We start from the raw sequence: 24,845 nt of genomic DNA on the forward strand, positions 1-24,845 counted from the left end.
TTAAAATATCTTTAAAGCTTTAGCCATTCCCTTTAAAACTACCTGTTGTATAAATAATCCTGCAACGGAAGGAATATTTAATGTTTCAACCAAATCTTTAATTTGTAATTGTTGATTTTCTTCCCCAGAACTATCCACTTCCACCTCTTTATTTGCATTGGTTTTATTGCTATTTTTCCCTTTTTCCATTTGACTATCATCACTATTTTCGGCATTATCATCCTCTTTATTGTTTAATTTCTTTAAGAATCCTTTTGGACCAAAACTAATACTCCTTACATGAAGAGGATGAATTCGGTATATTTCTTTATTATTTATAAGGGTGAAATATCCATCAGTATTTTCAACTAAGATACCTTCAAGAGCTTCTGGTCCATGACGATTAATCGAAACCCATCCATGTGTCATTTGCGTAAATAGTTGATTAAATTCTGGAGCTCCAATATATTCTTGACGAGCTAAATTAGTTACTTCATCTCCAATTTGTGAATTGTTATTTTGAGGAGTCATAATACTCTTTATATGTTGAATGTTGTAATATACAATTCCATCATCATTAGTACTGACCACAGCATAATCACTCTTGACATCCAATAATAAACCTTTTTTTGATTCCGGTCCTCCCTGGTTAATTTGTACTAGTTTGGATTTTAAATTATTCATAATACCTACAAAATTCTTGCTCTGATAATATATAATTTTTTCCTTTTGCATTAAATTAGATTGCATTGAATTAAAGATTGGATCCTCACTAATGCTTTTAATATGTTCAGCCTGATAATAAATAACCCCATTCTCTGTACCTAGTGCAATATAATCAGATTGTACATCAATCAGCCTTCCTGTCTTAGACTCTGGCCCACCTCTATATATGGTTACATTCTTTCCTTTTAATGAATAAGGAAGAGAGATAGGGGCAGAATTTTCCTTATTAAGATTACTTTTTTCTATTTTTATCCTCCTTATTTTCCTCCCTTGCATAAACGTCAGTAGATTTTCAACCTAGTAGAAATCAGGTAGAATAACTGTCCGTACTGCCCGATTAGTTTACCTAGTAATCAGCTGGAGTCTTTGTTCCTCGCTGATTATAGATCACTTTATCTATTAGGGTAATTTATATTGTATATATACGTGTCTTATATTTTTCGGAAACCCGTTAAACAACCATTTCTGTAAATTTCAACTATAACCTAATAGTCTATTATTTAAAATTAGGACTGGGAATGGTTCACCTATTCTCTTTTCGTTTATTTTCTTTTACAATAAGAAAAGCATAGGTGTCTTAATTAACTGAGACAGCAATAGTGGCAGAGGGATAGAACAGTGGAGAAACAACTAAGAGTTGTATTCATTTTTTTCACTTTCTTAATCGTCGTAGAAAGGAGATTTTACATATGTCAATTGAATTGGTTGAGGTTAAGCTCGAAGAAAAGAGTATTTTGGAAAATATGCTCCATTTTTATTTAGATGATTTGTCTAAATATACGAATCAGCTTAAAACAAATGATCAAGGAATATTTGAATACGACAGTTTGACTTACTTTTTCACTAAATCAAATCTTGTTCCATATTTTATTAAATTTGATGAAATGGTGGTCGGTTTCCTCCTATTTGTTAAGACAGAAAAAAGCGAGACTATCGATTATTGCGTTAATGATATATTTATTTTCACCCAATATCGAGAAAGAGGTTTTGCTGGACAAGCCGTAAAGAAACTAATTTCTGCTTATCCAGGAACCTATTACGTTGTTCAATTGGAAAAGAATCAAAATGCCATCCAATTTTGGAAATCTCTTTTCAAAGAAATGCAACTAGAGTACTCGGAAAATATGGTCATTGAAAGTGGTGAGAAGTGTCTGGCACAGACATTTAAAGTCCCACAATAGAATCCTATTTTTTGATCCGTGGAAAAAGGATTGTTACCTCAGTTCCTACATTTGGGGTACTCTGATAGGTAACCTTCCCCTTCATTTCCTCAATAAATTTTAACGATACAGTTGTTCCAATCCCCGTCCCCTTGTCCTTTGTTGTATAGTATAAGGTTCCAATTTTAGATAATTGTTCTTTTGACATCCCTTTACCAGTATCTAAAATCTTAATATAGATATAATCATTGTCTTCATCTATTTTTACAACAACACTCCCTTTATTCGGAGTTGCTTCAATTGCATTTTTAATAAGATTGATAAACGCTTGAATAAGATGGTTTCGATCTGCTAGAATTATCGGGTTCTTTTCCCCATAAAATTCCAACTTTACTCCATTTTTAAGGGCTAGAGATTCAATTAAGGTGACAACATGAAATAGGGTATCCCCCAACTGAATTTCTTCTACCTTTTTATACTGAGGTTTAGCAAAATTTAAATAATCATTAATAATTAGCTCTGCCCTAGCTAATTCACTTAAAATGAGAGTAAGGTATTGAAGGTTATCGTTTTTTTCCTGTTTTTGCATTAATTGGAGAAATCCCTTTACTACTGTTAATGGATTACGAATTTCATGGGCAATGGATGCGGCCATTTCCCCCATAGTATTCAGTTTTTCCGCTCGAATGATCTCTTGTTGCAACAGCTTCTTTTCTAGTATTTTTTCATGTAATAAAGTAGAAATTAATATCCCAAAGGTTTGTATTACACCATAAACAAGAACAATAAAAAATAATTTTATTCCATTTAGTTGTTGTCCATAATGAAAATAAAGGTAAGTGTATGTAATGACTAATTGACCTATAGCAATTAGGATTCCAGATATTGTAGCTAGGAAAATCTTTTTTCTTCTTGAACTGTGGTTAAATTTCTTTCTAATATACATAGGAAATAGTACGGCTACGATAAGGCATATATAGGCTATCCAGACACCCTCACCACCTATAATCATTCGTTCAATTAAAATGGTGAGAAATACAATAAAGCCAGAAATGGGACCATAATAAAAAATAGAGATAACTAAAGGGATATAACGTAAATCCCAATACAAACTAAATGCAGAGATTGAAAATGACATCGTTAAAATTGCACATAAACTATTTACTATACCTAAAATATATGGAGATTGACCTGCCTTTCTATTCTCAAGAAAAACACTATAAATATGTACAGGCAATAAAATAAAAAGCACATGTAAAATCAATTTTTCCATATAAGTATTACTCCCCGATTCTGTCATATTAACGTTAGTAATACGACAATTTTCGCAATTTTCCTTCATTTAAAGTGACATAATTTCACTTTTACAGCCAAATATTTTTAGGAGAGTTTTAGATAGAATACTAAAGGCGTGCTGTTAGAAAGAAGGTTTCCAACAACACGTTTCCCTCATAATTTGATGATTACATCTTCATTCACTTGATCTAGTAAGAAGCAAGCTAAATCCTTTCCATATAAAGACAAATGATGCAGTGGCCTAGTCATCGACACATATAATAATTTTATATCAATTTCAGAATCCAGAAATGAATCATCTAAAGAGCAGATGAGAACTGCATCAAACTCTAAACCTTTTGATAAATTTGAGCTGACAATGACAATTTCATCTTTATGGATTTCTTGATTTTCTTTTAAAACTTGAATCGAAAGGGACGAGTGCTTTTTAAATAGCTTAGCTAATTCCTGACATTCTTTATTCGTTTTTCCTATTATTGCCACAGTTTTCATACCTCTTTTATACAATTGATTAATCTCTTGTTCCATTAATTGAATGGCATCGATTTTTGTTGAAATTGTATGGAATGAAGGCTTTTGTCCATGTCTCACTACAGGTTCTACAATTGGTAGTTCTAACTTCAGTAACTTTAGAATTTGATTAGCTGCTTCCATAATTTCAACAGTTGTCCGATAGCTTTTTTGAAGGGTTTTATAGCTCGCTCTTGGAAAAATCTCATTTTGAACGATGCTCCAATCTTTAATACCTCGATACGAATGAATACCTTGCGCTAGATCCCCAACAATTGTAAACATATCAGTTTCTAATACAGTTTTTAACGCAAATAATTGAAAATAACTATAATCTTGCGCTTCATCTATAACGATGTTCTTCACACGTAACTGCTGATCAATTCCAAATATTTTTCCCTGTAAATATAGCAAGGATGCCAAATCTTCTATTTCAAACATGCCATTAGACATTAATTTCATTTGATAATGAATGAAAAACTCAATTTTATCCTCATCAAGTAAACCATCGGCATATTTTTTGAATATTTCCTTATTGGTAAGAAGCTGCTTAAAATAATAAAACAAATCATGCTTTGGTAGCTTTTTTATATATCGATTGACAGCGACCCTAGCTTCTTTCTTAATGTCATTCAACGCTTCCTCCTTTTTATCTAAAGCTTTTGATATGTATGCTTTTCTCTTTTCAGAGTTCACTTTACTATAAAGTGCTTTTTCTAATTTACCATCGTAAAATTTAATAACTTTATCAATCATCCTTTTCTTTTCAGTGCGGACATGGTTTTGTAATACACGCTTAACTTTGTCAATTCTTTGATAGAAAGGTAGGTACCGATATTCGTATTCTATTAACTGTCTTAAATTCATCGCATGATATAGACGAAACTTTGATACATAAAAATCTTCAGTTGGAAGTAGTGTTTTAAGTATGTCTTCTAGATATCGATCAATAATGTCTCTAAATAATAAAGAGCCTTTAAATTCCGACATCCATTTTACCAATTCGGGATTATCTATTTCTTGGTTAATAAAACGAAGTAGCTTATCGTCTGGAGGAACTAGTTTGATTTTTTTTCCAATACAGGAACGTACATAATCAACAAAGGTTGTTTGTAAAATATTTTCAACACCAAGTTCAGGAAGGACTTCTGAGATGTAGTCGATAAATAAGCGGTTCGGTGCTAAGATCATCAATTGATCAGCTGTAAACTTTTCTGCAAAGGTATAAATGAAATAAGAAATACGGTGAAGCGCAATCGTTGTTTTTCCACTTCCTGCCGCTCCTTGAACAATTATCGGTCTATTTAAATCTGCACGAATAATATTATTTTGTTCTTCTTGTATGGTCGATACAATTTCTGTTAAACGATTGCTTGCACTTTCTGATAGAGACATTTGCAATAATTCATCTGTTGTCGTTAAATCGATATCTCGAATTTCCTGCAATTCGCCATTTTCGATAATAAATTGTCGTTTTAATGATAAAAAACCATGGTACGTATCACCTTCAGACTCATACGATACCTCTCCCAATCGGCCATCATAATATAAGTTGGCAATAGGTGATCTCCAGTCCACAATAATCGGCTGCTGCGTTTCTTTATCGAATAATGAGACTTTTCCCAGATATAAATGTTCTTCCTGGCTCACATTCTCCTGTAGAAAATTGATTCTTGCAAAATAAGGCTTGTTTCTAAACTTTTTTAGCCTTTTTAACTCGTCTCCTGTACGTTGCAAGAGATTCGAATTCGTCAACATGGTCATATAGCTAAAACTACTATCCTTTATATCCATGCCTTCTAATGATTGCTTTAGGTTTTCCCTAAATGTTTCTTCATTAGATTCTGACGCTTGGATGACAACATTCATATACTTTTTTGTAAAATCGAGTCTTTCCGTTTCATTTTCATAATCAGGATGTGCCTTAGACATTCCCTTCCCTCCCTTTTTTTCTTCATTTAACACATTATAGACAGGAAAAAGCCATGAATTCTCAACTAATTCATGACTTCTCTATCCTTTTGAAAGTTCAAAGACGTATTTGTGATTATATAATATTCTTTGGCAATTGTCTAATATTTCATTTATTTTCCCTTCAGCAATTATTTTTTATTTTTTTATGTATACTTTGAGTATTTGTGCCAAAAATATATTGTGTATTTACTTATTTATGGATATTTCACTTTACGTATGAAAACTATTGATGTTTGAACGAGATTAGTAAATATCCGAATTTTGGAGGTATATAAATGGTAACTGGTAAAGTTAAGTGGTTCAATGCAGAAAAAGGATTTGGTTTTATCGAGGTAGAGGGACAGGACGATGTATTCGTTCACTTCTCAGCAATTCAAGGGGAAGGGTTCAAAACCCTCGAAGAAGGACAAACTGTAACCTTTGAAATCGAAGAAGGCGCACGTGGACCACAAGCAACAAATGTTCAAAAAGCATAAAAAGGTTGTCTATTAAGGAGTCTGACACCACTTAACATACAGTATTTAGAGCGAATTTCATCATTTTCGTAATAAATATCGTATGATGGGGTCAGACCCCTTTTATTTTCCTTCTGAACTGATATATATTAATTGATCTTTAATATAATCTTACCCTTATTTTCGTTTCTCTCCATTTTTTCATGGGCTTCATTTACTTCGTGAAGCTGGAATACACAATCGATGACAGGTGAGATACGTTTATTTGTTAGAAGGGGCATAGCAAATTCAACAAATTTTTTCGTTAAGCTCTCTTTTTGAGCAGGTGTTTGTGAACGTAATGTACTGCCAAATACTTTTATCCGTTTGATCATTAATGACATTAAATCTATTTCTAGCCGACTTCCACCTAATGTTCCAATTAAAATTAATCGACCCTCAATTTTTAAGGACTCAATATTTTTTTCAAAATATGATGCACCAATAAAGTCTAATATTAAATCCACACCTTTTCCTTCTGTTATATCACTTACTTTTTCTGCAAAATTGTCCTTTTTATAATTAATTGTATAGTGAGCCCCTAGTTCTTTACAAAGGCTAAGCTTCTCCTCACTTCCTGCTGTAACAATCAAAACCACCAGTGTGAACTGGTGGTTTGCTCTGCGGCTGAAAGCCTATGTTACCGGCCTTGGCCTAAAAGGCCCACTGAGAGGGTTTCCCGCCTGCACCACATTCACTCACTAATTCTAAAGAATTTCTTTATTTCTTCTTATTTTTCTCTCCTGTAAATGGGTCATATTCCTCGAATAATGTTAATTGATCACCCATATAGTCTTCCTTTAGCTGATTTCTAATGTATTCTTGTATTTGTTTCTTATTTCTGCCTACTGTATCAACATAGAAGCCCCTACACCAGAATTTCCGATTTCCGTATCGATACTTCAAATTGGCATGTCGATCAAATATCATGAGGCTACTTTTTCCTTTTAAATAACCCATGAATTGAGATACACTTAATTTAGGTGGAATACTGACTAACATATGAATGTGATCTGGACAGGCATTTGCTTCATGAATTATTACACCTTTCCGTTCACATAAATCTCGTATGATTTGCCCAATGCTCTTTTTATATTTTCCATAAATAATCTGCCTTCTGTACTTTGGGGCAAAAACTATGTGATACTTACAATTCCATGTTGTGTGTGCTAAACTATTCATGTCCTTCACAGGGCATACCTCCTTCTATGGTGAGATGAAGTGGTCGGGAAACCAACTTTATCTTACCCTGAAGTGAGGTTTTTTTATTACCACGCTATAAGCTCTCTGGAACCCCCGGCATAGCCAGGGGTTTTCTAAACCATAATAATGGTAGCACCAGCTTCGCGTGCTAACTGAATTGCTGCAGTTCCAACACCACTAGCTCCTGCATGAATTAATACTGTTTGATTTTTTTCTAGTTGACCAAGCTCAAAAAGATTTAAATAGGCAGTTAAAAACACTTCTGGAATTGCTGCAGCCTCTTCAAATGAAAAATCATCTGGAATCTTGATTGCCATATCAGCAGGGATGGTAACCTTCTCAGCATATCCCCCACCAGGTAATAATGCACATACACGATCCCCTTTATTCCAACCTCTTACTGATGAACCTACCTCTTCTACAATACCAGACATTTCAAGGCCCATTATTGGTGTTACCCCTGGTGGAACAGGATATTTTCCATACTTTTGTAAAACATCTGCACGATTAATAGCCGTTGCTTTTATATCGATTAATAATTCATTTGTACCGACTTTAGGGTCTTCCCATTCTCCAACAGACATACGATTCGTTAGTTCATCTACAATAATTGCCTTCATACGTATTCTCCTTTTATTCAATATAAACTCTATTAACAGACTATATTAGTATTTACAAATGGCTGAAAAAAATAAATTAGTCCAATACAAACGGAGCTGCCCATTTGTAAGACAGCCCCATTGTAATACTATTTTATAAAATATCCAACTATATTGATTGCTGGAAAAGGCCTTCTAGATTTCATACATATAAAATGGATAATTATTTTCTTCTTTTAAATCTAAAGACAAAGATCATTCCACCAATTAGTAGCAAAAAGAAGATTAAATATATAGCTATGGTTTCCTTCGAAAAAGTTGCAGTGTCTAATGAATGATTCCTATTGTTCCTATCCCCTCTTTCAATTGGACCAATATTTCCATTCCCCATATTTGGTGGTTGTATGTTTCCATTTTCTTCGCCATTTTCCATATTCGGTGGTTGCATGTTTCCATTTACTTTACCATTTCCCATATTTGGTTGGGCACCATTTTTCACAGATTGGTCTTCATTATCCTTTTGCTGATTCTCTTCAATCTTATTTGAATTTTGGGCGCTATTTTCAATTTTTGTTGACCCCTTAGCTAGCGATGAATTTGTCTCTACAACTAGTTCTCCTGAAATCTGAGCAAGTATTGATTCAGCCCGTTTTGCTGCGAATGCAACTAAACTATTCTCCCCGGATATTCCTTCTTCAAATTGTTCAACAGTATAGAACTTTGTAGGGTCTTTTTCAATATATGGTTTCAATAATGCTGATAGTTTACTCGTCATTTCATTCATATTTTTCTCTGAGAAAAAACCATTAGCTATTTCCTTTAAATAGTTATTAAACGTTTTTCGATTTTGATCATTGGAGAGTAAGGCATTTAATAATGGACGATCCTCTAATGTCACTCCTGAGACTGGAGATGAAATACTGAAATTAATATTCTCTTCACTCATTAAATTAGTACCCATACCTCCCATATTACCGGGCCCTTGATTCTTATTATTTGCAGGATCCCCTTCATTGGCATTTTGAGCAGTATCTATATTTTTTTCATTGTTACCCCTTTGCCCTGTAGGTCTATTACCAACTGGATAGCCAGCAAAAGCCATGTTCAAGTCCCATGGCAAAATTGAGAATTTACCATCTTCCTCATATAAGTAATAATTATGCTTCATTGTTCCTTGATAACTGTCTAAATTTACAAGAGCTGTACTTGCTGCGAAATACCTAAGCATTTCATCAATATTTATCGAACCCTCAATGTTTTTATTGGTGTTTATTTCCTTTAGCATTTTCATCATTGCAGATTGATCAGAGCTCTCGGTATTTGTCTTTAAATCCAATCCTGAATAATCATCAATGTCATCACTAATCCAATTTAAGTCACTTCCAACTCCATCCGGCTTATATAAATCACCTGTACCATTTGCAAAATGATTTTGTAAAAACGGCTCTTCAATAGCTTCAACCCCTAAATATAAACCGTATTCTTCTCCGTTGATAGTGACATACATATAGGAATATTGTGGTGTAGGGACTCCCATTTCTTCCATAAGAGCATAGGACATATACTCTCTTATTTGCGTGGAATCTGAATACCCATTATTTAAATTTAACTTCCGAAGACCATATAGACTCTGATCTTCATATTTATCAAAATCAATTTTGAAACTATATCGATTAGAATCTTCTATATTCGCTACAGATCGTAATGTCATATTACCTTTTGTACGAATACCGACATTATTCATCTTTTTACCATTAATAACTACGGATGCTTTCACCATTTCTTCTTCAAGTGGATTGTCCAAAATGTCTTGTAAATCCTGATCATTCATAACTATATCTACAGTTGTTACTTTACTCTTATCAAAAACCTTTGTCATAAATTCGTTATTCATCGCAGTTTTTTCGATTTTACTATTCGGAAGTACGAACATAATAATAATAAAAAGCAGAAGTAAAAATAAAACCGATCCGAGGATATATTTATTTTTCAAATCGCATTGCTCCTTTCACTATTTTATTTTTATTTCTATAGCGAAAAGTTCTTTATGCAGTAAAATTCCCATCATAACTTAACATGACAGTTGAATTCACACTGTCTAATCGCTTAATACTATTAATAAATTGAGCATCTTTTTCTTTCTTTAATCTTACTTCATAGGTAATTTCTATTAGATCTTGCCCCATTACTGATTTTGATTTTACAGTATATTTTTTCGCCTGCTTTGAGACTATTTCTTCAATATTCTTTTCAATGCCTTCATTGGTATACTTCACAATTAATAGGTAAGGATTTTCAACGGTTAATCGGTTCACATAGAATATCAGTACCAATCCAATTGCTAGTGCACCTATAATAGCTAGTGGAATTAGTCCTGCTCCGCAAAGAATTCCAGACGCAACAGCCCAAAAAAGGTATACAAGATCCATTGGATCTTTAATTGGTGTTCGAAAACGGACAATCGATAAAGCACCAACCATACCAAGTGATAAAATAATATTCGTAGAAATCCCCATAATAATAAGAGCCGTTGCCATCGTCATAATAATTAGTGAAATATTAAAACTATGGGAGTATAACACCCCTGAGAATGTCTTTTTATAAACCATATAAATAAATAAACCTACTGCAAAAGCGACAATAATTCCAATAAGAGAATCGATAATAGAGAAGCTACTTGTATTCTCCAAAAAGCTAGATTTGAATATATCATTAAAAGTTGTTTTTGTTGTTGTATTCATTTATGTTGTCCTCCTTAAACATAATTTCTACTTAGTTGGTATTTGGAAGACGATGTCCTCATCGTATCGCCAATCTGTAATAATTGTTTGATAATGTCAGGTAAAAACTCATCATATTTCACCTCAAGAATAACAATATTTGGATCCAAAGCAGGAACCATCGGTAATTCAGGGTTTAAAAAATCAATATTTCTTAAGCTTGTCCTTACTTCACTATCAAACGTAACTCTTACATTGCCATATTCATAGGTAAACACTTCTCTTTCGTAATCTACAACAGTCGTTGGTTTTATTTGATATAAGGTCATCTGGACATATAATTCTCGAATGAGCTTCCTTGAATTATTTTCCATCCACTTGATATCACCTAACCGGACTCGCTCATATTCCATTGCCGTCATTTGGCATTTTTCCTTATAAGTTATGTCATTTTGCTTACTTTTCTTTTCGAGCTGAATAAAATCAGTTTTATAATTGTAAAGCCTAGCACGATACTTATCACGATGCTTCAAACCTTCTTTTTTTTGATTGAGTGCTTTGTTTTCGAGGTTATCAAAATACACACTACGGATTAAATATTTCCCATCCTTCATTACATGTGGATCTGGCTGCATAACAAATTGAAGATTTCTTCTTAATAAATGACAGTCCGCTTTTGTAACAGCATATTTTAATTCACTTCTGCCCTTTGCATGTTTAATCAACTTTTTCCCTCCTCCATTTATCTTCAGTGATTTTAGAATATAGATGAAATCTTAAAAAATACTTAACTATTAATGGATCCTTCTATACATGTAACTCTGAAAATAGCATCTGAAAAAAGATGTAATAGAATTAGTACACCTCTGAAACATAACTGTTATATTTCCATGTTATTGTTTTAACATGACAAACAGAGTAAAGGGGTCGACTTCTTTGAAAAAGTTTATTATATCTATCAGTACAGCACTATGCTTAAGTGTCGGAATATCAAGTGCGGGATTTGCAAGCACAAATACATATACAGTAAAAAGCGGAGATTCATTGTGGAAAATTGCTCAACAAAATAAAGTAACGGTTAACCAATTAAAGCAATGGAATCATCTCAAATCAGATAAAATTCTTCCCAATCAAAAATTAGTAATTGCTCCTAGTAATACGAAGGAGATAGCTACGACTGCTGCTTCTACTAGTAGTAAAGTAGTTAAGGAATTCACTGTTACAGCTACTGCATATACAGGAAGCTGTAAGGGTTGCAGTGGAATTACAGCAACTGGCATAAATTTAAAAAAGAATCCTAATATGAAAGTAATTTCTGTTGATCCTAAAGTGATTCCACTTGGAACAAAAGTTTATGTTGAAGGATATGGAAATGCAATTGCTGGCGATACTGGTGGAGCTATGAAAGGTAAAAAAATTGATGTCTTCTTTTCTTCAAAACAAAAAGCCATTCAATGGGGACGAAAAAGCGTAAAAGTTAAAATCCTAAAATAATTTATAAAACATCAAGTGTTAAAAAGCGCTTGATGTTTTTTTTGTAAGCTTTCTAAGCTTCTTGCTTAACTGTAAACGACGAAACGAAAACTGTTATCTACTATAAAAGAATAATCAAGTTCTTACTTTCTAAATGCCCATTTTTTTTATGTATAATTAAAGTATTCGAACAATAGAAAAGAGGGAGAAACGTGTCAAAGAGAAAATTGGTGATTACACAGAATATCCATCAAGAGCTACAAGCAAAGATAAAGGCTCTTATTCCAGAGTGGGAAATTATTTCAGGGAAAGACCCAGAGACTTGGAAGGAACATTTAAATCATGCAGAAGTTATTGTTGGTTGGAAAAAGGAAATAAAAGAAAATTGCCTAGAACAGAATTCTTCGCTTCGTTGGCTACAAAGCTGGAGTGCAGGCGTAGATAGCCTTCCATTGCATCATATGAAAGAAAGAGACATTCTATTAACGACTGCAAGCGGCGTCCATGCTTATCCAATTTCTGAAACAATCTTTTCCCTCATGTTAGCACTAACGAGGAAAATCCATACATATATTAAAAACCAACAAATTAAAAAATGGCATCATGAAAATTTAAGTTTAGAAATACATGGGAAAACAATAGGTATTGTGGGAGTTGGAGCAATAGGGAAGGAAACAGCGAAGATTGCTAAAGCATTTAATATGAAAGTGATTGGGATTCGTCAGTCAGACAAATCAGAAGAGGATTTTGATAAAGTATATAATATGATGCATATTAATTCTGTTCTTCCACTTTGTGATTATATCGTGGTGACAGCTCCTCTAACGAGTGAAACTTATTATATGTTTAGTAAGGATCAGTTTCAATTAATGAAAGACACCGCCATTTTTATTAATATTGGGCGAGGAGAAATTGTAAACGAAGATGATCTCATTCACGCACTTGAAACAAAACAAATTGCTGGAGCAGGATTAGATGTTTTCGAAAAAGAGCCTTTATTAGAAAATAGTCCACTTTGGAATTTCGAAAATGTCATTATTACACCACATACTGCAGGTTCAACCGAGCATTATGAATCCAGAGTGATTGAGGATATATTTATCCCCAACTTAAAACATTATTTACAAAAGGGTGTTCCAAATACAAATTTAGTTAATTATGAGAAAGGATATTAAACAGTCATTTCACTAAGAATAAAAAAAGGATCTGTACAATGGCATTCTGCCTTATGTACAGATCCTTTTTTCAGGTAACACCAGTTTTTTTGTATTCTACAATATGTTCTAAGTGACGTTTCTCATGCAACCTATACCGACTATATACAAACATTCATATTACCTATACATTTACTTCAATTAAAAAACTATTTTTACTTTTGTCAAAGGATAAAAGGAATATTCTCCTCCATTACACAATGTTTAAGCCTTTCCTTATATTTTTGTATTTCCATTTTGTTAAGAGCTTCATCAAGCGAAAAGTATTCAACTCCTTTATGTTCATCGGAATGGACCAATTCTCCACTGACCGTCGCCCCTTCTAATATAATTATACATGTCATTTTTTCCACATCTTGCTCAATACCCCTGATAAATTAGTTGAAAATATAGTAGAAAAAATCGGATGTGCAGGCATAATTAGTACAGTATCAAGAAAATATGCTGATTTAAATCGTAGTCCTTCTGTTGAAAATATTGAAGCCATCATTGAATATCGGGAAACCATTAAAGATATTCTCGAATATTTAACTATATTGGATATTAGCAGTGGTCAAATAGTAAAGCCCTACCTTCATCTATCTATCCACGGGATGAAGGATGCTCATTATGGTCCTTTTGCTATAGAGATTGGCACACTCAACGGAAAATCCTGTTCAAAAGAAATGAAGCATTGGTTCGAGCGTTCCATCACGAATGGATTAAAGGAGTATTTACCTGAAGTAAATGTAATCTTCGATAGGAAATTTATTGGAGACCGATCAATCGCCTATCATCGTTTAGGTGACGGACAAGAATATGAGGGATACAAAGATCTTTTTCAAACCTTTCAAATGGAGATTTCATTCACACTAAGAAAAAAATATAGTGAAGAATTGGTTCATTTAATTTCAAAAATAATTACTGATTTCCAAGAGGAATTTATCATAAACTAAATTAGCTTTCATTAATACGTATCATTAAAAAATCTGATGATTCTATTAGAATCATCAGATTTATATATATATTTAAGCTTAATTAGCACTCAGTGCAGTTTATTTTTTTCAATGCATTCCATTACCTAGCAATTTGAAATTGGATAGTTACTTTTGTTCCCTTTCCCTTCTCACTACTAAATTTAATGGAACCGTTATAATTCTCTATAATGTTATAACAAATCATTAGTCCCAATCCAGTCCCATTGCTTTTTAAAGAATAAAATGGAGTTCCTATTTTTTCCATTTCTTCATTATCCATTCCAATCCCATTATCCTCGATGAGTAAATGTAGTTTAGATTCATGAAGTTCAGTAGAAATTTTAATGATTCCATCTTTCTTATCCGTTGCTTCTATTGCGTTTTTAATGAAATTTACAAGTAATTGCTTCATTTCTACTTTACTGCAATGAACATTTATGTTGTCATGAATGGATAATGAAAAAATAATATTATTCGCTGAAGCGTAAGACGACAACAACTCAACTACACTATGTACTGTATCATTTACATTGGAAACAGGGGTTTTCTCAGTATTTGGCTTTGCAAGTGATAGAAAATCCGAAATTACTTTTTCGGCTAAGTCTAGCTCATCCAACATTAATTGAAAATGCTGTTTTGATTTCATTGGTATTAATTGATCTTCTTCATAGAACTGTAAAAATCCTTTAACCACAGTGATTGGGTTGCGAATTTCATGGGCAACAGCTGCTGCTAATTGTCCTGTATTTTTTAATCTTTCTGTTCTTTGAATTTGCTCATAATAAAGCTTTAATTTTTCAGTTCTACTGTTAGTGATAAAAAAGACAAAAAAGAAAATAAATTGACATGCAGTAAAGTTGATAATGTTCCCCCAATAATCTTCTAAAAAGTAAGGAAATCTTTCCCCTTGATCAATAAAATATATATAAGCAAATATTCCATACCCGCCGATAAGATTTACAGTTCCAATCGAGTAATAAATTTTTTTATGAAAAAAGGCAATAGCAATGCATGGCAATACTGTAATAAATACAAAATTTAACGTTGTTTCAGGATAAAGCAAAAATAAACTATAAAAATATCCAGCGATTAAATAAATTAATATTCCCTTAAACATAAATGTCTCTTTTTTTGGATAGATAAAAAAGACAATTGAAATCGTCACTGTAAATAAAAGCTGGATCATTTTCTTGATGCTAAAGATCGGTGCTGGTGAAATGATTATACCTGAAGCCATCATACAAATAATAAATAATACAATGATCTTATACCATTTAAGATTAGATAGTTGATTTAACTCTTTCATATATTTTGCCCCAATTCGATCCCCTCATTAAAAAAAACATACATACTAGTATTATTTTACCATATTTCTAGGACTGAGGTTTTTTCTCGAAAAGGTCACAACTTTAAATAAGAACTTTCGCAAAGAATTCCTGATATAATGCTTGAACTGCTTTTACTTCGTCCATTTCCTTTACACCAAACATCATACTAACTTCCGATGATCCTTGATTAATCATTTCAATATTAATATTGTTTTCTGCTAAAGCTTTAGATGCTCTTGCTGCTGTTCCTACAAACCTTCGCATGCCTTCACCCACAATCATAATTAATGCAAGGCCATGCTCCATCTTAACTTCATCAGCATCCAAATCATATTTTATATAATTGATTATCTCCTTTTCCATTTCCTTATTTAATTGGCTTTCTCGTAAAATAATTGAAATATCATCAATTCCAGAAGGAGAATGCTCGTAGGAAAGGTTAAATTTTTCTAAAATATGAAGAAGCCTTCTTCCAAATCCAACTTCCCTATTCATTAAATATTTACTTACATATATACTACAAAATCCATTATCACTTGCAATTCCTACAACAGGTCCATTTTTTTGTACCCTTTCGAATACAATTTTTGTACCTGGTGCAGATGGATTATTCGTATTTTTAATATGTACGGGGATTCCTGCCCGATATGCAGGAATTAACGCTTCATCATGAAGAACACAAAATCCAGCATAGGATAGTTCCCGCATTTCTCGATAAGTAATCTCCCGAATTTCTTTTGGGTGTTCTATAATCATTGGGTTGACTGAATACACAGCATCAACATCAGTAAAGTTCTCATAAATAGTTGATTTAACCCCATTTGCTAATACAGATCCTGTTATATCGGAACCACTTCTTGAAAAAGTTAGTGCCTCTCCATTTTTGTTAAACCCAAAAAATCCTGGAAAAATTATAATACCTGGATGATTTCTTAAGTTAGCTAGATTATTATAGCTCTCAGGTAAAACCTGTGCATTCCCTGGTTCATTGCTAACCAAAAGCCCTGCATCCCTGGGATTCATATATGAAGCTTCAACACCACATTGTTGGAAATAGGCAGCCACAAGCTTCGCATTAACATCTTCTCCACTAGCCTTTACAGCTTCCAAATATATGATAGGATTACTAAAATCCTGATTTAACACGCGAACAAACTCTTCCTTAATTTGGTCGATTAATTCTCTTGAGAGATTCAAGTCATTTGCAATGATTGTATATCTCTCAACTATTTTTTTGAAAGCATGACCTAATGTTCTATTTTTTAAATAGTACTTTCCACAAGAGATTAACAAATCCGTAATTTTTTCATCCTCTGGATACCTTTTTCCCGGGGCAGAAACAACAACTATTTTTCTCATTGGATCTGACATGACAATATCAAAAACCTTCTTTACTTGTTCACCTGTCGCTAAAGATGATCCTCCAAACTTAACAACCTTCATATCCACATCTCCCGTTGTAGTAAATTTTCTGATAAATTTTAGTTTTTATTATCCCTCTTTCTAGAGAAATTAGCAAGAGTTTTTCTACTCAGGGAATACAAATGTCTCTATACAGTGAACTCCTATATAGTGATCACAACTATTAAAATGAGGAAACTGCTCTTATTTCATATATCTATTGTCTAAATAGCTATTTTCATTGTTTTGTAAAAGCCTTACTGATGGCTTTTACTCCTAATAAATAGTTCTGTGGCCTTTTACAGTTCGTAGCTCTTTTCTCAATGACTTAAGAAAAGAGCTTAAAAAAAGCTAGGATTTATACATCCTAGCTACAGTAAAAATTGTTTATCTTACTAAACTTATTTCCTTGTTCACATCTACAATCCATTCATATTGTCTTAATTTCACTTTAAATAAAGTTAGTGGGTCTTGGAAAAATTCAGGGTTAGACTTCATTTTATTTAATCTATTTTCATTTTCTTTTCGAGAAATTAATGTTTGCTGGACTGTTTTTTCAAGCTCTGACAGAGGTTCTTGGAAAAACATACTAACATCTCTTTCTATTGCTGTTTCAAATAATTCAAATTGTACGAGGAACTTCTCAGTTACTAAATCCACTATCGCTTGATAGTCCTCGTTTTCTATAAACTTTTTATATCGGCTACTTAGCATAGATTTATTTTGTGTAAGGGAGCCTAATAATTTACCCGCACTTTTCAACAAAACTTGGCTAGGCGTATGTCTTAATAGAATATTAACCTTTTCCATTCGTATCCCATTCTTCATTCTCTCTGCATCACGTCGCCAATCATCAATGATTTTGCTATCTGTGTGTAACTGTAATTGGTCTTTTCCATATAAGGTATTAAAGCCATTTCGCATCTCTTCTAGAAAAATTCTACTTTGATAAAATTCTTCTTCTGCATTTGCAATCCAGCTTCGGATGGATGTATAGAAATATGGCATTACCTTACTGTATAAGTGACCTTGAATTCGAGAGTTCATTTCTTCATTTAACTCTAAATGAAGCTTTCGGAAATCACTGCTCTCATTAATAAGACTTGAACAGCCTTTAAGTATTTTAGGAATGGATTCAGATAATTCTTGTTTAATTTCATTTTTAATAAATTGATAGGAACCAGTAATGCTTTTAATTTTTTCACTTTCTAAATCTTGGAGTTGATGAATAGCGCCACCTAATTTTGCTATCATATCTTCGTCCCATTTTATAGAATCATTTAAAGCATTCTCCATTTCCACACGTTTTCCTAAAATAGTTGACATCAATAATCGAATAGAACCTAGAATTTTTAATGTTCGTGCTTCTTCCACATAAATCTCTTTAGTAATATTTTGTATAAATTGATCCAATTCATACTGCTGATTACTATTTTTATTGATAAACACCTTTGCATATGGATATCTAGAATGGAGTTCCTCCTTTAGGAGTGTTATCTTTTGCTCATTATAAAGATTCTCTGACTGGCTAATCACAAAATGAATGGGTACATTTTCGCTTTGATTTTGCAGCTCCGTTATTTCATCCCAATTATATTCATCTGGATTTAGTACCGCTACTATAGTATCAGCTAATAAAAACTCCTTAACAGACCTTTCTTCTTTCACACTTGGTGCTTCTATAATCGTAATTTGATTTTTATTAAGAATATCAGCCGGCCGTTTACACTCAATTAACATTCGCTTTGAAATTGCATCATGAAATTCAGATATACTGTCGATAGAGTTCATGCCATTTTCTGTTATTTCCGCAATCTCCAAATCATCATAATCTTTATACATGATGACTGAAGCAGAAGGTGTACCTAGGATTTGACCTCCTAGTATTGAATTAACCCAATCCGTTTTTCCACTTTCTGTAGAACCGGTGACAAGAAGGTGATGGACTCCCAAATCTAATAGCTCACGGACCATCCATTTTAAAGAATAATCCACCTGCATATCTTGCAATTCTGCCCAATGTAAAATGGACTGGAATAGTTTTAAACTTTCCTCTAATACATCGATGTCCCCTGTTGATTGAATAATTAAAGTTTCGGCGTTACGTATAACATCTTGATTAAAGGTTGATGGAAATATTTCTTCCCACGCTAATACTGATGCCGAAGCCACTAATTGTTTTGAAGAATCCGCTATTTTCAGCCAATTTTCTAAATGATACGGAATAATTGTACTCAGTTCTTTAACAAGGAGCTCCCCATTTAATAAACCAGAATACGTGTCAAAGTACAGTTGGGATAGTTCGCTCCATACATTTGAACTACTATCTTCCATATTGATAAGAAGCAAATTGATCTCTTTGATCCAATCTATATAGACATCCTTTGCTTCTGTCTGATAACTTCTCCATAAAGAGGAAACTAATTTCTCAAATAGATATTGATTTTCTATATATAGGACTGTTAACACTTTACTGAAATAACTTGGTGGAAATTGTTTTGTTTTGCCTTCATCACTATATCTCTTTAATATCTCAAACCAATCCATTGATACTGTGCTACTTGCAGAATTTACTGCTAATTCTACTGCATTGTTCCAATCCTCGTTTTCTTCAAAAAACTCTCGTGCAATCGTTGCAACATCTAAATGATCTGGATTATAAGCAACTGCTTCCTTAATTGTTTCAACAGCTTTATCCATTTTTCCTTGAACATTATATACGTTAAAAAGTTTGAGAGATAACTCTGTAGTGAGGACTTGGGAGTCTGAAGTAATTGAATGGTATAAATCTTCAGCAGCAGAAAATAGCCCAAGTTCAAAGTAGGCATCTGCCATATTTTTTTTCGCCCATGGCTCTAATTCATTATTAATATTTTCCCATTTAAAAATTGCTGATTCAAAATCTTTATTGTGAAAGTAAACCTCACCTTGTGCATAACGAATAAAGGACAGATCAGAAAATTCCTTCTGGTTCTCTATAACATAAGCCTCTCCTAATACTCGTACAGGAGGATCGATTACTCCCTCCTTCATGAATGTATATTTATAATATTGTTTTTCAATTAATACCTCTTCTAAGGTCATTTTATAAATCCCCCGATATGACATATTTACATAATCATTTAATGCGAATAGTCCTTAAAATATACTACCCTTTTACTAAACTATGAAAACCTTTTGAATATGTATACTTACTGTATTCTAGTATTCTAACAAATGAATATTTACAATGAATTTCATTTTACTTTCATTTTCGATACAGAAACAGTGGCTTAAGTAACAGTTTTAACATTTTTGAAATGTAAGCTTTTATTCTAAAATTTACGAATTATACTTTTGTTACAAAAAAGTGAATGGTAAGAATAATAAGAGTAGAGTATGTTTTAGGAATGTAGTTATTGAGTGGAAATAATTGATTTTTGCATAGAATTTTTAGGGAATCATACCATTTTATTTTAAATATCCATTGTATCGGATTAGTACCATAAGTAATTCAAAAAGGGTAAAGGGTGGAGGAGACCCCACTCTTTATTCCTTTTGGTAATTCAATTCCCACGTAATCCCAAATTTATCTGTTACCTTCCCATAAGTGGCGTTCCAAAATGTAGTCTGAAGCTCCATGCCTACTTTTCCATCTTTTGAAAGGGCACCGTAAATTTTATTGATTTCGTTTTCACTTTCAAGATCTAAACCAATCTCAATGTTGTTTCCTTTGATCGGTGTATGGCCAAATACATCATTAAAGTAAATAACAAATCCATTAGGGAAATGTAATTCTGCATGTATATATTTACCTTCATGACCCTTAAACATTTCAATTCCATCAGCAAGTTTAGTATTCTTAATTTGACCATCCAGTACTTCAGCATAAAATTCAATTGCTTCTTTGCAATTCTCAATGGTTATATGTGGATAAATTTTTTTCATTGATTAATCCTCATCCTTTACATCGGGATCTTCAGGAATGGGATCATTGTACCATTCTTCGACCCTTTTCTTATATTTTTCCATTTGCTCTATATGGGTTTTAAATTGGTCTTTATATAATAGATATTGTTCACCATCATGAACAAAACGAATCTTACCCTGCATAATTAATTTTTCAATAGAGGTCTCTGGCAGTGATAAATATTCAGATGTTTCCTTTATCGTTAAATACATGGTTTACCCCTCGATTCTATACACCTTCAATATTTTTAAACTGATTAAAAAACATACGATAGTATATCCCTTGCTTATCGATTAACTCATCATGACTTCCTTTTTCAACAATTTCCCCATGATCAACTACCATAATCGTATCAGCTTCACGAATTGTATTCAAACGATGGGCGATGATGAAGCTTGTTCTTCCGTCCATCACTTTTAATAATGCATCTTGAATATGTAGCTCAGTTCGAGTATCTATGCTACTTGTTGCCTCATCCAAAATAAGTAATGCTGGTTTAGCTAGAATAACACGGGCAATCGCAAGTAGCTGCCGTTGTCCTTGACTCAAGTTACCACCATTTTCGGAAAGCATGGTGTCATAACCTTTTGGCAATCTACGAATAAACACATCTGCATTTGCCATTTTTGCTGCTTCTTGAACCTCAGCATCCGTCGCATTTGGTTTTCCATATTTGATATTGTCCTTAATAGTTCCTGAAAACAAATAGGTGTCTTGTAGGACAATACCAAAGCATTTCCGTAAGCTATCCCTTGTATACTCACGAATATCCTTACCATCTAAATAAATATTTCCACTTGTCACATCATAGAAGCGAGTTAATAAATTTACAATTGTGGTTTTGCCAGCACCCGTTGGACCGACAAGTGCAGAGCTCGAGCCTATTTCAGATTCAAAACTAACATTTTTAAGTATAGGAGCATCTGATCGGTAACCAAAAGTTACATTATTAAATACAACATGCCCTTTCGGTTGTGCTAATGTTATTGCTCCTTCCTTATCTGGTAGTTCCTCATTTTCATCAAGTACTTCAAAGACCCGTTCTGCACCTGCAACACCTGATTGAAGCACATTAAATATATTTGCTAAGTCATTTAATGGTCTACCAAATTGCCTAGAATAAGTGAGGAAACTTGCAATAACACCAATAGTAATTAAACTTTTCACAGCAAGCAAACCACCAATGATAGCAACTACCGCAAATCCAAAATTATTTATTACATTCATGATGGGCATTAGAAAACCAGACCAGATTTGTGCTTTCAACCCCACCTGTTTTAGTTTTGTATTGATATCTTCAAATTCTTCAATCGCTTTGTCCTCATGATTAAAAGCTTTGACGACTTGAATTCCAGATATCGTTTCTTCAATATGTCCATTCAATTTACCAAGCTGAATTTGTTGGTTTTTAAATAATACTCGAGTTTTTTTAGCAATGGTTCGAGTTAATAAAAAGACTAATGGAACTGTTACAAGACTAGCTAATGTTAAGACGGGACTCAAGATCAGCATCATGATTAATGATCCAATTAATACAATTCCGCCAGACATTAATTGGGTGGTGGACTGTGAAATGGTATTGCTGACATTGTCAATATCATTTGAAAGTCTGCTCATTAGCTCTCCGTGAGTACGTGTATCAAAAAAAGATACAGGAAGCTTTTGTAGCTTTTTAAATAAGTTACTTCGTAGACGTTTGACAATTCGTTGCGATACGCCAGCCATTAACCAACCTTGTAAGAATGTAAGTATACCGTCAGCAACATAAGCGATCAATAGGACGAGTATTGTCATTTTTAGCAATCCGAAATCTACTTTTCCACCAATGGTCATTGCATCAATTGATTTACCAATCAAATACGGTGCGGATAAGGTAATGAGTGAATCAACGACAATAAATATCAAAATCGTGGATAGAATTTTTCTCTCGTTTCCGAAATAACGCCAAAGTCTCTTTAATGTACCTGTAAAATTTTTCGGTTTAACGATTGGACCGCCTCTACCCCCATGCCCTCGTGGTCCACCGCCTGGTCGCTGAAAGTTGTTTGGTTGACTAGCCTTTTGTTCCGACACTCTACCTCACCTCTTCTCCAATTTGAGATCGATAAATTTCTTGATACACCTTACAGTGTTTTATTAATTCATCGTGTTTTCCAATACCTACAATCTCCCCATCATCAAGAACAAGAATTTTATCTGCATCCATTATAGAAGTAATTCTCTGAGCAATTAAAAGACATGTCAAATTAGTAGAGTATTTTTTTAGTGACTCTTTTAATCTAGACTCCGTTACCATATCTAGAGCACTTGTACTATCATCAAGAATAAGGATTTCAGGCTGTTTAACTAGCGCACGTGCAATCGATAATCGTTGCTTTTGTCCACCTGAAAAATTCACTCCACCTTGACCTATTCGGGTCTCATACCCTTCTGGAGTTTCTAGAATAAACTCATGGGCCTGTGCCATTTTTGCAGCCTTTTGAATCTCTTCAAATGACGCATCTTCTTTTCCCCATCGAATGTTTTCAATGACTGATCCAGTGAATAATGTCGTTTTTTGAGGTACTATAGCAATCTTTTCTCTCAATTTGCTAGGCTGGATTTCTTTAATGTCTCTCCCATCCACTTTAATCCTTCCTGAATGAACATCATAGAATCGTGGAATCAAACTAACTAAGCTTGATTTCCCAGAGCCTGTTGAGCCAATAATCCCCACAGTTTCTCCTGGTAAACAAGTGAAGGTTATATTCTTTAGTATCGGATCTCCCGAACCATTATAAGAAAAAGTTACCTGTTCAAAGTCAATTTGCCCTTTTGTTACAGCTTTTGTGTCATTTTCCTTCCAAGTCATTTCATTGTTTTCTGCAAAGACTTCTCCAATTCTGCTTGCAGATGCTTTCGCTCGCACAAACATATTAAATACCATAGAAATCATCATTAAAGAAAAAAGAATTTGTGTCATATAGTTAGTGAATGCAATAACTGTCCCTGCCTGTAATTGACCATGATCCACACGAATGCCGCCAATCCATAACACCGCAACAATCCCCAAATTCACCACTAACATAATGATCGGGCTAAAAATTGACATGATTCTGATTGCCGAGATCGATCGATCTTGAAATTTTGCATTTGCATCATTAAACTTATTTACTTCAAAATCAAAACGATTAAAAGCCTTAACTACACGAACTCCAGATAAGTATTCTCTCATAAGTCCGTTCACCTTATCTAATGCTTCTTGCACTTTGATAAAAAAAGGAAAACTAATCTTCATATTCACAATAATCGTTAATGCTACAAGCGGAACAACTACAGCTAAAACTACGGCTAAATGCACATTTAGTTTGGTTGCCATGATCAGTCCACCAACACATAATAGCGGTGCTTTAACAAATATCCTCATCAACCCATTTACAAACACTTGGACCTGTGTCACATCATTTGTTAGTCTCGTTACAAGCGATGCACGGTCAAACTTGTCTATGCTTCTAAAAGAAAGAAACTGTATCTTTCGAAACAAATCTGAACGAAGCTCCGAACCAAAATTTTGCGACACAATACTTGATAATATATTCCGTGTAGAAGCGGCAATTGCACCTCCAGCTGTTATTAATAGCATCAGTCCCCCATATTTAAACACATAATCTAAATCTCTATTAGCCACACCGACATCGATGATCTTTGACATGATTGTTGGCTGCAGCAAATCACAAATAGCCTCAAAGGTTAAAAACAACACGGCGACACTAAATGGAAACCAATATTTTTTTATATATTTATTTAAAAACTTCATCCCTGTCATCCTTGTCTGATTTTACTACTTTTAAGATACCTCTTTACGTATTAATAGTCACTTATTT

General features: G+C 33.4%; 22 protein-coding genes. 5 read left to right on the forward strand and 17 right to left on the reverse strand.

Annotated elements, in window-relative coordinates; genetic code table 11:
* Entirely contained in the window at positions 1 to 729 is a 729-nt protein-coding gene (locus tag MHI39_RS22650; protein ID WP_342540273.1) for a hypothetical protein, read from the reverse strand.
* Between the two features lie 665 nt (positions 730 to 1,394).
* Here MHI39_RS22650 and MHI39_RS22655 point away from each other — a divergent pair.
* Positions 1,395 to 1,886 carry a GNAT family N-acetyltransferase gene (locus tag MHI39_RS22655; RefSeq protein ID WP_251339018.1) on the forward strand — a complete coding sequence of 164 codons (492 nt, stop codon included), beginning with the start codon at positions 1,395 to 1,397 and terminating at the stop codon, positions 1,884 to 1,886.
* Between the two features lie 4 nt (positions 1,887 to 1,890).
* Here MHI39_RS22655 and MHI39_RS22660 read toward each other — a convergent pair whose 3' ends face one another.
* Positions 1,891 to 3,138, reverse strand: coding sequence for an ECF transporter S component (locus MHI39_RS22660; protein ID WP_342540274.1), 1,248 nt, complete (start codon positions 3,136 to 3,138; stop codon positions 1,891 to 1,893).
* Positions 3,139 to 3,314: 176 nt separating this feature from the next.
* Positions 3,315 to 5,603: an RNA polymerase recycling motor HelD gene (gene helD, locus MHI39_RS22665; RefSeq protein WP_342540275.1), complete on the reverse strand. Its 2,289-nt coding sequence runs from the start codon at positions 5,601 to 5,603 to the stop codon at positions 3,315 to 3,317.
* 317 nt (positions 5,604 to 5,920) lie between these two features.
* Between helD and MHI39_RS22670 the strand changes: the two genes are divergently transcribed.
* Entirely contained in the window at positions 5,921 to 6,121 is a 201-nt protein-coding gene (locus tag MHI39_RS22670) for a cold-shock protein (RefSeq protein WP_058003138.1), read from the forward strand.
* 128 nt (positions 6,122 to 6,249) lie between these two features.
* Here the strand turns inward: MHI39_RS22670 and MHI39_RS22675 are convergent, their stop codons facing one another.
* The 6 genes from MHI39_RS22675 to MHI39_RS22700 form a co-directional block, all read right to left on the reverse strand.
* Positions 6,250 to 6,732 carry a zinc-binding dehydrogenase gene (locus MHI39_RS22675; RefSeq protein WP_342540276.1) on the reverse strand — a complete coding sequence of 161 codons (483 nt, stop codon included), beginning with the start codon at positions 6,730 to 6,732 and terminating at the stop codon, positions 6,250 to 6,252.
* 127 nt (positions 6,733 to 6,859) lie between these two features.
* Complete coding sequence (gene tnpA, locus MHI39_RS22680; RefSeq protein WP_058006971.1) at positions 6,860 to 7,321, reverse strand: IS200/IS605 family transposase; 462 nt, start codon at positions 7,319 to 7,321, stop codon at positions 6,860 to 6,862.
* 134 nt (positions 7,322 to 7,455) lie between these two features.
* Positions 7,456 to 7,962: an alcohol dehydrogenase catalytic domain-containing protein gene (locus MHI39_RS22685; protein ID WP_342540277.1), complete on the reverse strand. Its 507-nt coding sequence runs from the start codon at positions 7,960 to 7,962 to the stop codon at positions 7,456 to 7,458.
* Between the two features lie 202 nt (positions 7,963 to 8,164).
* Positions 8,165 to 9,934, reverse strand: a complete 1,770-nt coding sequence (locus MHI39_RS22690) for a CotH kinase family protein (RefSeq protein ID WP_259548070.1) — start codon at positions 9,932 to 9,934, stop codon at positions 8,165 to 8,167.
* Positions 9,935 to 9,986: 52 nt separating this feature from the next.
* Entirely contained in the window at positions 9,987 to 10,682 is a 696-nt protein-coding gene (locus MHI39_RS22695; protein WP_058003141.1) for a DUF4956 domain-containing protein, read from the reverse strand.
* Between the two features lie 14 nt (positions 10,683 to 10,696).
* Positions 10,697 to 11,386: a polyphosphate polymerase domain-containing protein gene (locus MHI39_RS22700; RefSeq protein ID WP_342540278.1), complete on the reverse strand. Its 690-nt coding sequence runs from the start codon at positions 11,384 to 11,386 to the stop codon at positions 10,697 to 10,699.
* A 211-nt stretch (positions 11,387 to 11,597) separates the two neighbouring features.
* Between MHI39_RS22700 and MHI39_RS22705 the strand changes: the two genes are divergently transcribed.
* Both MHI39_RS22705 and MHI39_RS22710 read left to right on the forward strand, forming a co-directional pair.
* The gene (locus MHI39_RS22705) at positions 11,598 to 12,155 is read left to right on the forward strand and encodes a 3D domain-containing protein (protein ID WP_259548077.1); all 558 of its coding nucleotides are present in this window, start codon (positions 11,598 to 11,600) and stop codon (positions 12,153 to 12,155) included.
* Positions 12,156 to 12,346: 191 nt separating this feature from the next.
* Positions 12,347 to 13,309, forward strand: coding sequence for a D-2-hydroxyacid dehydrogenase (locus MHI39_RS22710; protein WP_342540279.1), 963 nt, complete (start codon positions 12,347 to 12,349; stop codon positions 13,307 to 13,309).
* 203 nt (positions 13,310 to 13,512) lie between these two features.
* Here the strand turns inward: MHI39_RS22710 and MHI39_RS22715 are convergent, their stop codons facing one another.
* Positions 13,513 to 13,701 (reverse strand): hypothetical protein, encoded by a 189-nt coding sequence (locus MHI39_RS22715; protein ID WP_342540280.1) that lies wholly within the window; start codon positions 13,699 to 13,701, stop codon positions 13,513 to 13,515.
* Between the two features lie 3 nt (positions 13,702 to 13,704).
* Here MHI39_RS22715 and MHI39_RS22720 point away from each other — a divergent pair, with 3 nt between their 5' ends.
* The gene (locus MHI39_RS22720; protein WP_259548081.1) at positions 13,705 to 14,283 is read left to right on the forward strand and encodes a hypothetical protein; all 579 of its coding nucleotides are present in this window, start codon (positions 13,705 to 13,707) and stop codon (positions 14,281 to 14,283) included.
* A gap of 121 nt (positions 14,284 to 14,404) precedes the next feature.
* Here the strand turns inward: MHI39_RS22720 and MHI39_RS22725 are convergent, their stop codons facing one another.
* The 7 genes from MHI39_RS22725 to MHI39_RS22755 form a co-directional block, all read right to left on the reverse strand.
* The gene (locus MHI39_RS22725; RefSeq protein WP_259548083.1) at positions 14,405 to 15,610 is read right to left on the reverse strand and encodes an ATP-binding protein; all 1,206 of its coding nucleotides are present in this window, start codon (positions 15,608 to 15,610) and stop codon (positions 14,405 to 14,407) included.
* 103 nt (positions 15,611 to 15,713) lie between these two features.
* Positions 15,714 to 17,075 (reverse strand): aspartate kinase, encoded by a 1,362-nt coding sequence (locus tag MHI39_RS22730; protein WP_180211388.1) that lies wholly within the window; start codon positions 17,073 to 17,075, stop codon positions 15,714 to 15,716.
* A 345-nt stretch (positions 17,076 to 17,420) separates the two neighbouring features.
* Positions 17,421 to 20,117: a GTP-binding protein gene (locus tag MHI39_RS22735; protein ID WP_259548094.1), complete on the reverse strand. Its 2,697-nt coding sequence runs from the start codon at positions 20,115 to 20,117 to the stop codon at positions 17,421 to 17,423.
* Positions 20,118 to 20,561: 444 nt separating this feature from the next.
* Complete coding sequence (locus MHI39_RS22740; protein WP_058003154.1) at positions 20,562 to 20,960, reverse strand: VOC family protein; 399 nt, start codon at positions 20,958 to 20,960, stop codon at positions 20,562 to 20,564.
* Between the two features lie 3 nt (positions 20,961 to 20,963).
* Positions 20,964 to 21,194 (reverse strand): excisionase family DNA-binding protein, encoded by a 231-nt coding sequence (locus tag MHI39_RS22745; protein WP_058003155.1) that lies wholly within the window; start codon positions 21,192 to 21,194, stop codon positions 20,964 to 20,966.
* A 16-nt stretch (positions 21,195 to 21,210) separates the two neighbouring features.
* Positions 21,211 to 23,055 carry an ABC transporter ATP-binding protein gene (locus MHI39_RS22750; protein ID WP_259548095.1) on the reverse strand — a complete coding sequence of 615 codons (1,845 nt, stop codon included), beginning with the start codon at positions 23,053 to 23,055 and terminating at the stop codon, positions 21,211 to 21,213.
* A gap of 1 nt (position 23,056) precedes the next feature.
* Positions 23,057 to 24,778: an ABC transporter ATP-binding protein gene (locus tag MHI39_RS22755; RefSeq protein ID WP_259548096.1), complete on the reverse strand. Its 1,722-nt coding sequence runs from the start codon at positions 24,776 to 24,778 to the stop codon at positions 23,057 to 23,059.
* Between the last annotated feature and the right edge of the window lie 67 nt (positions 24,779 to 24,845).

Origin of the sequence: Heyndrickxia sp. FSL K6-6286, from assembly GCF_038630395.1 — a bacterium.
GTDB classification, from domain to species: domain Bacteria; phylum Bacillota; class Bacilli; order Bacillales; family Bacillaceae_C; genus Heyndrickxia; species Heyndrickxia oleronia.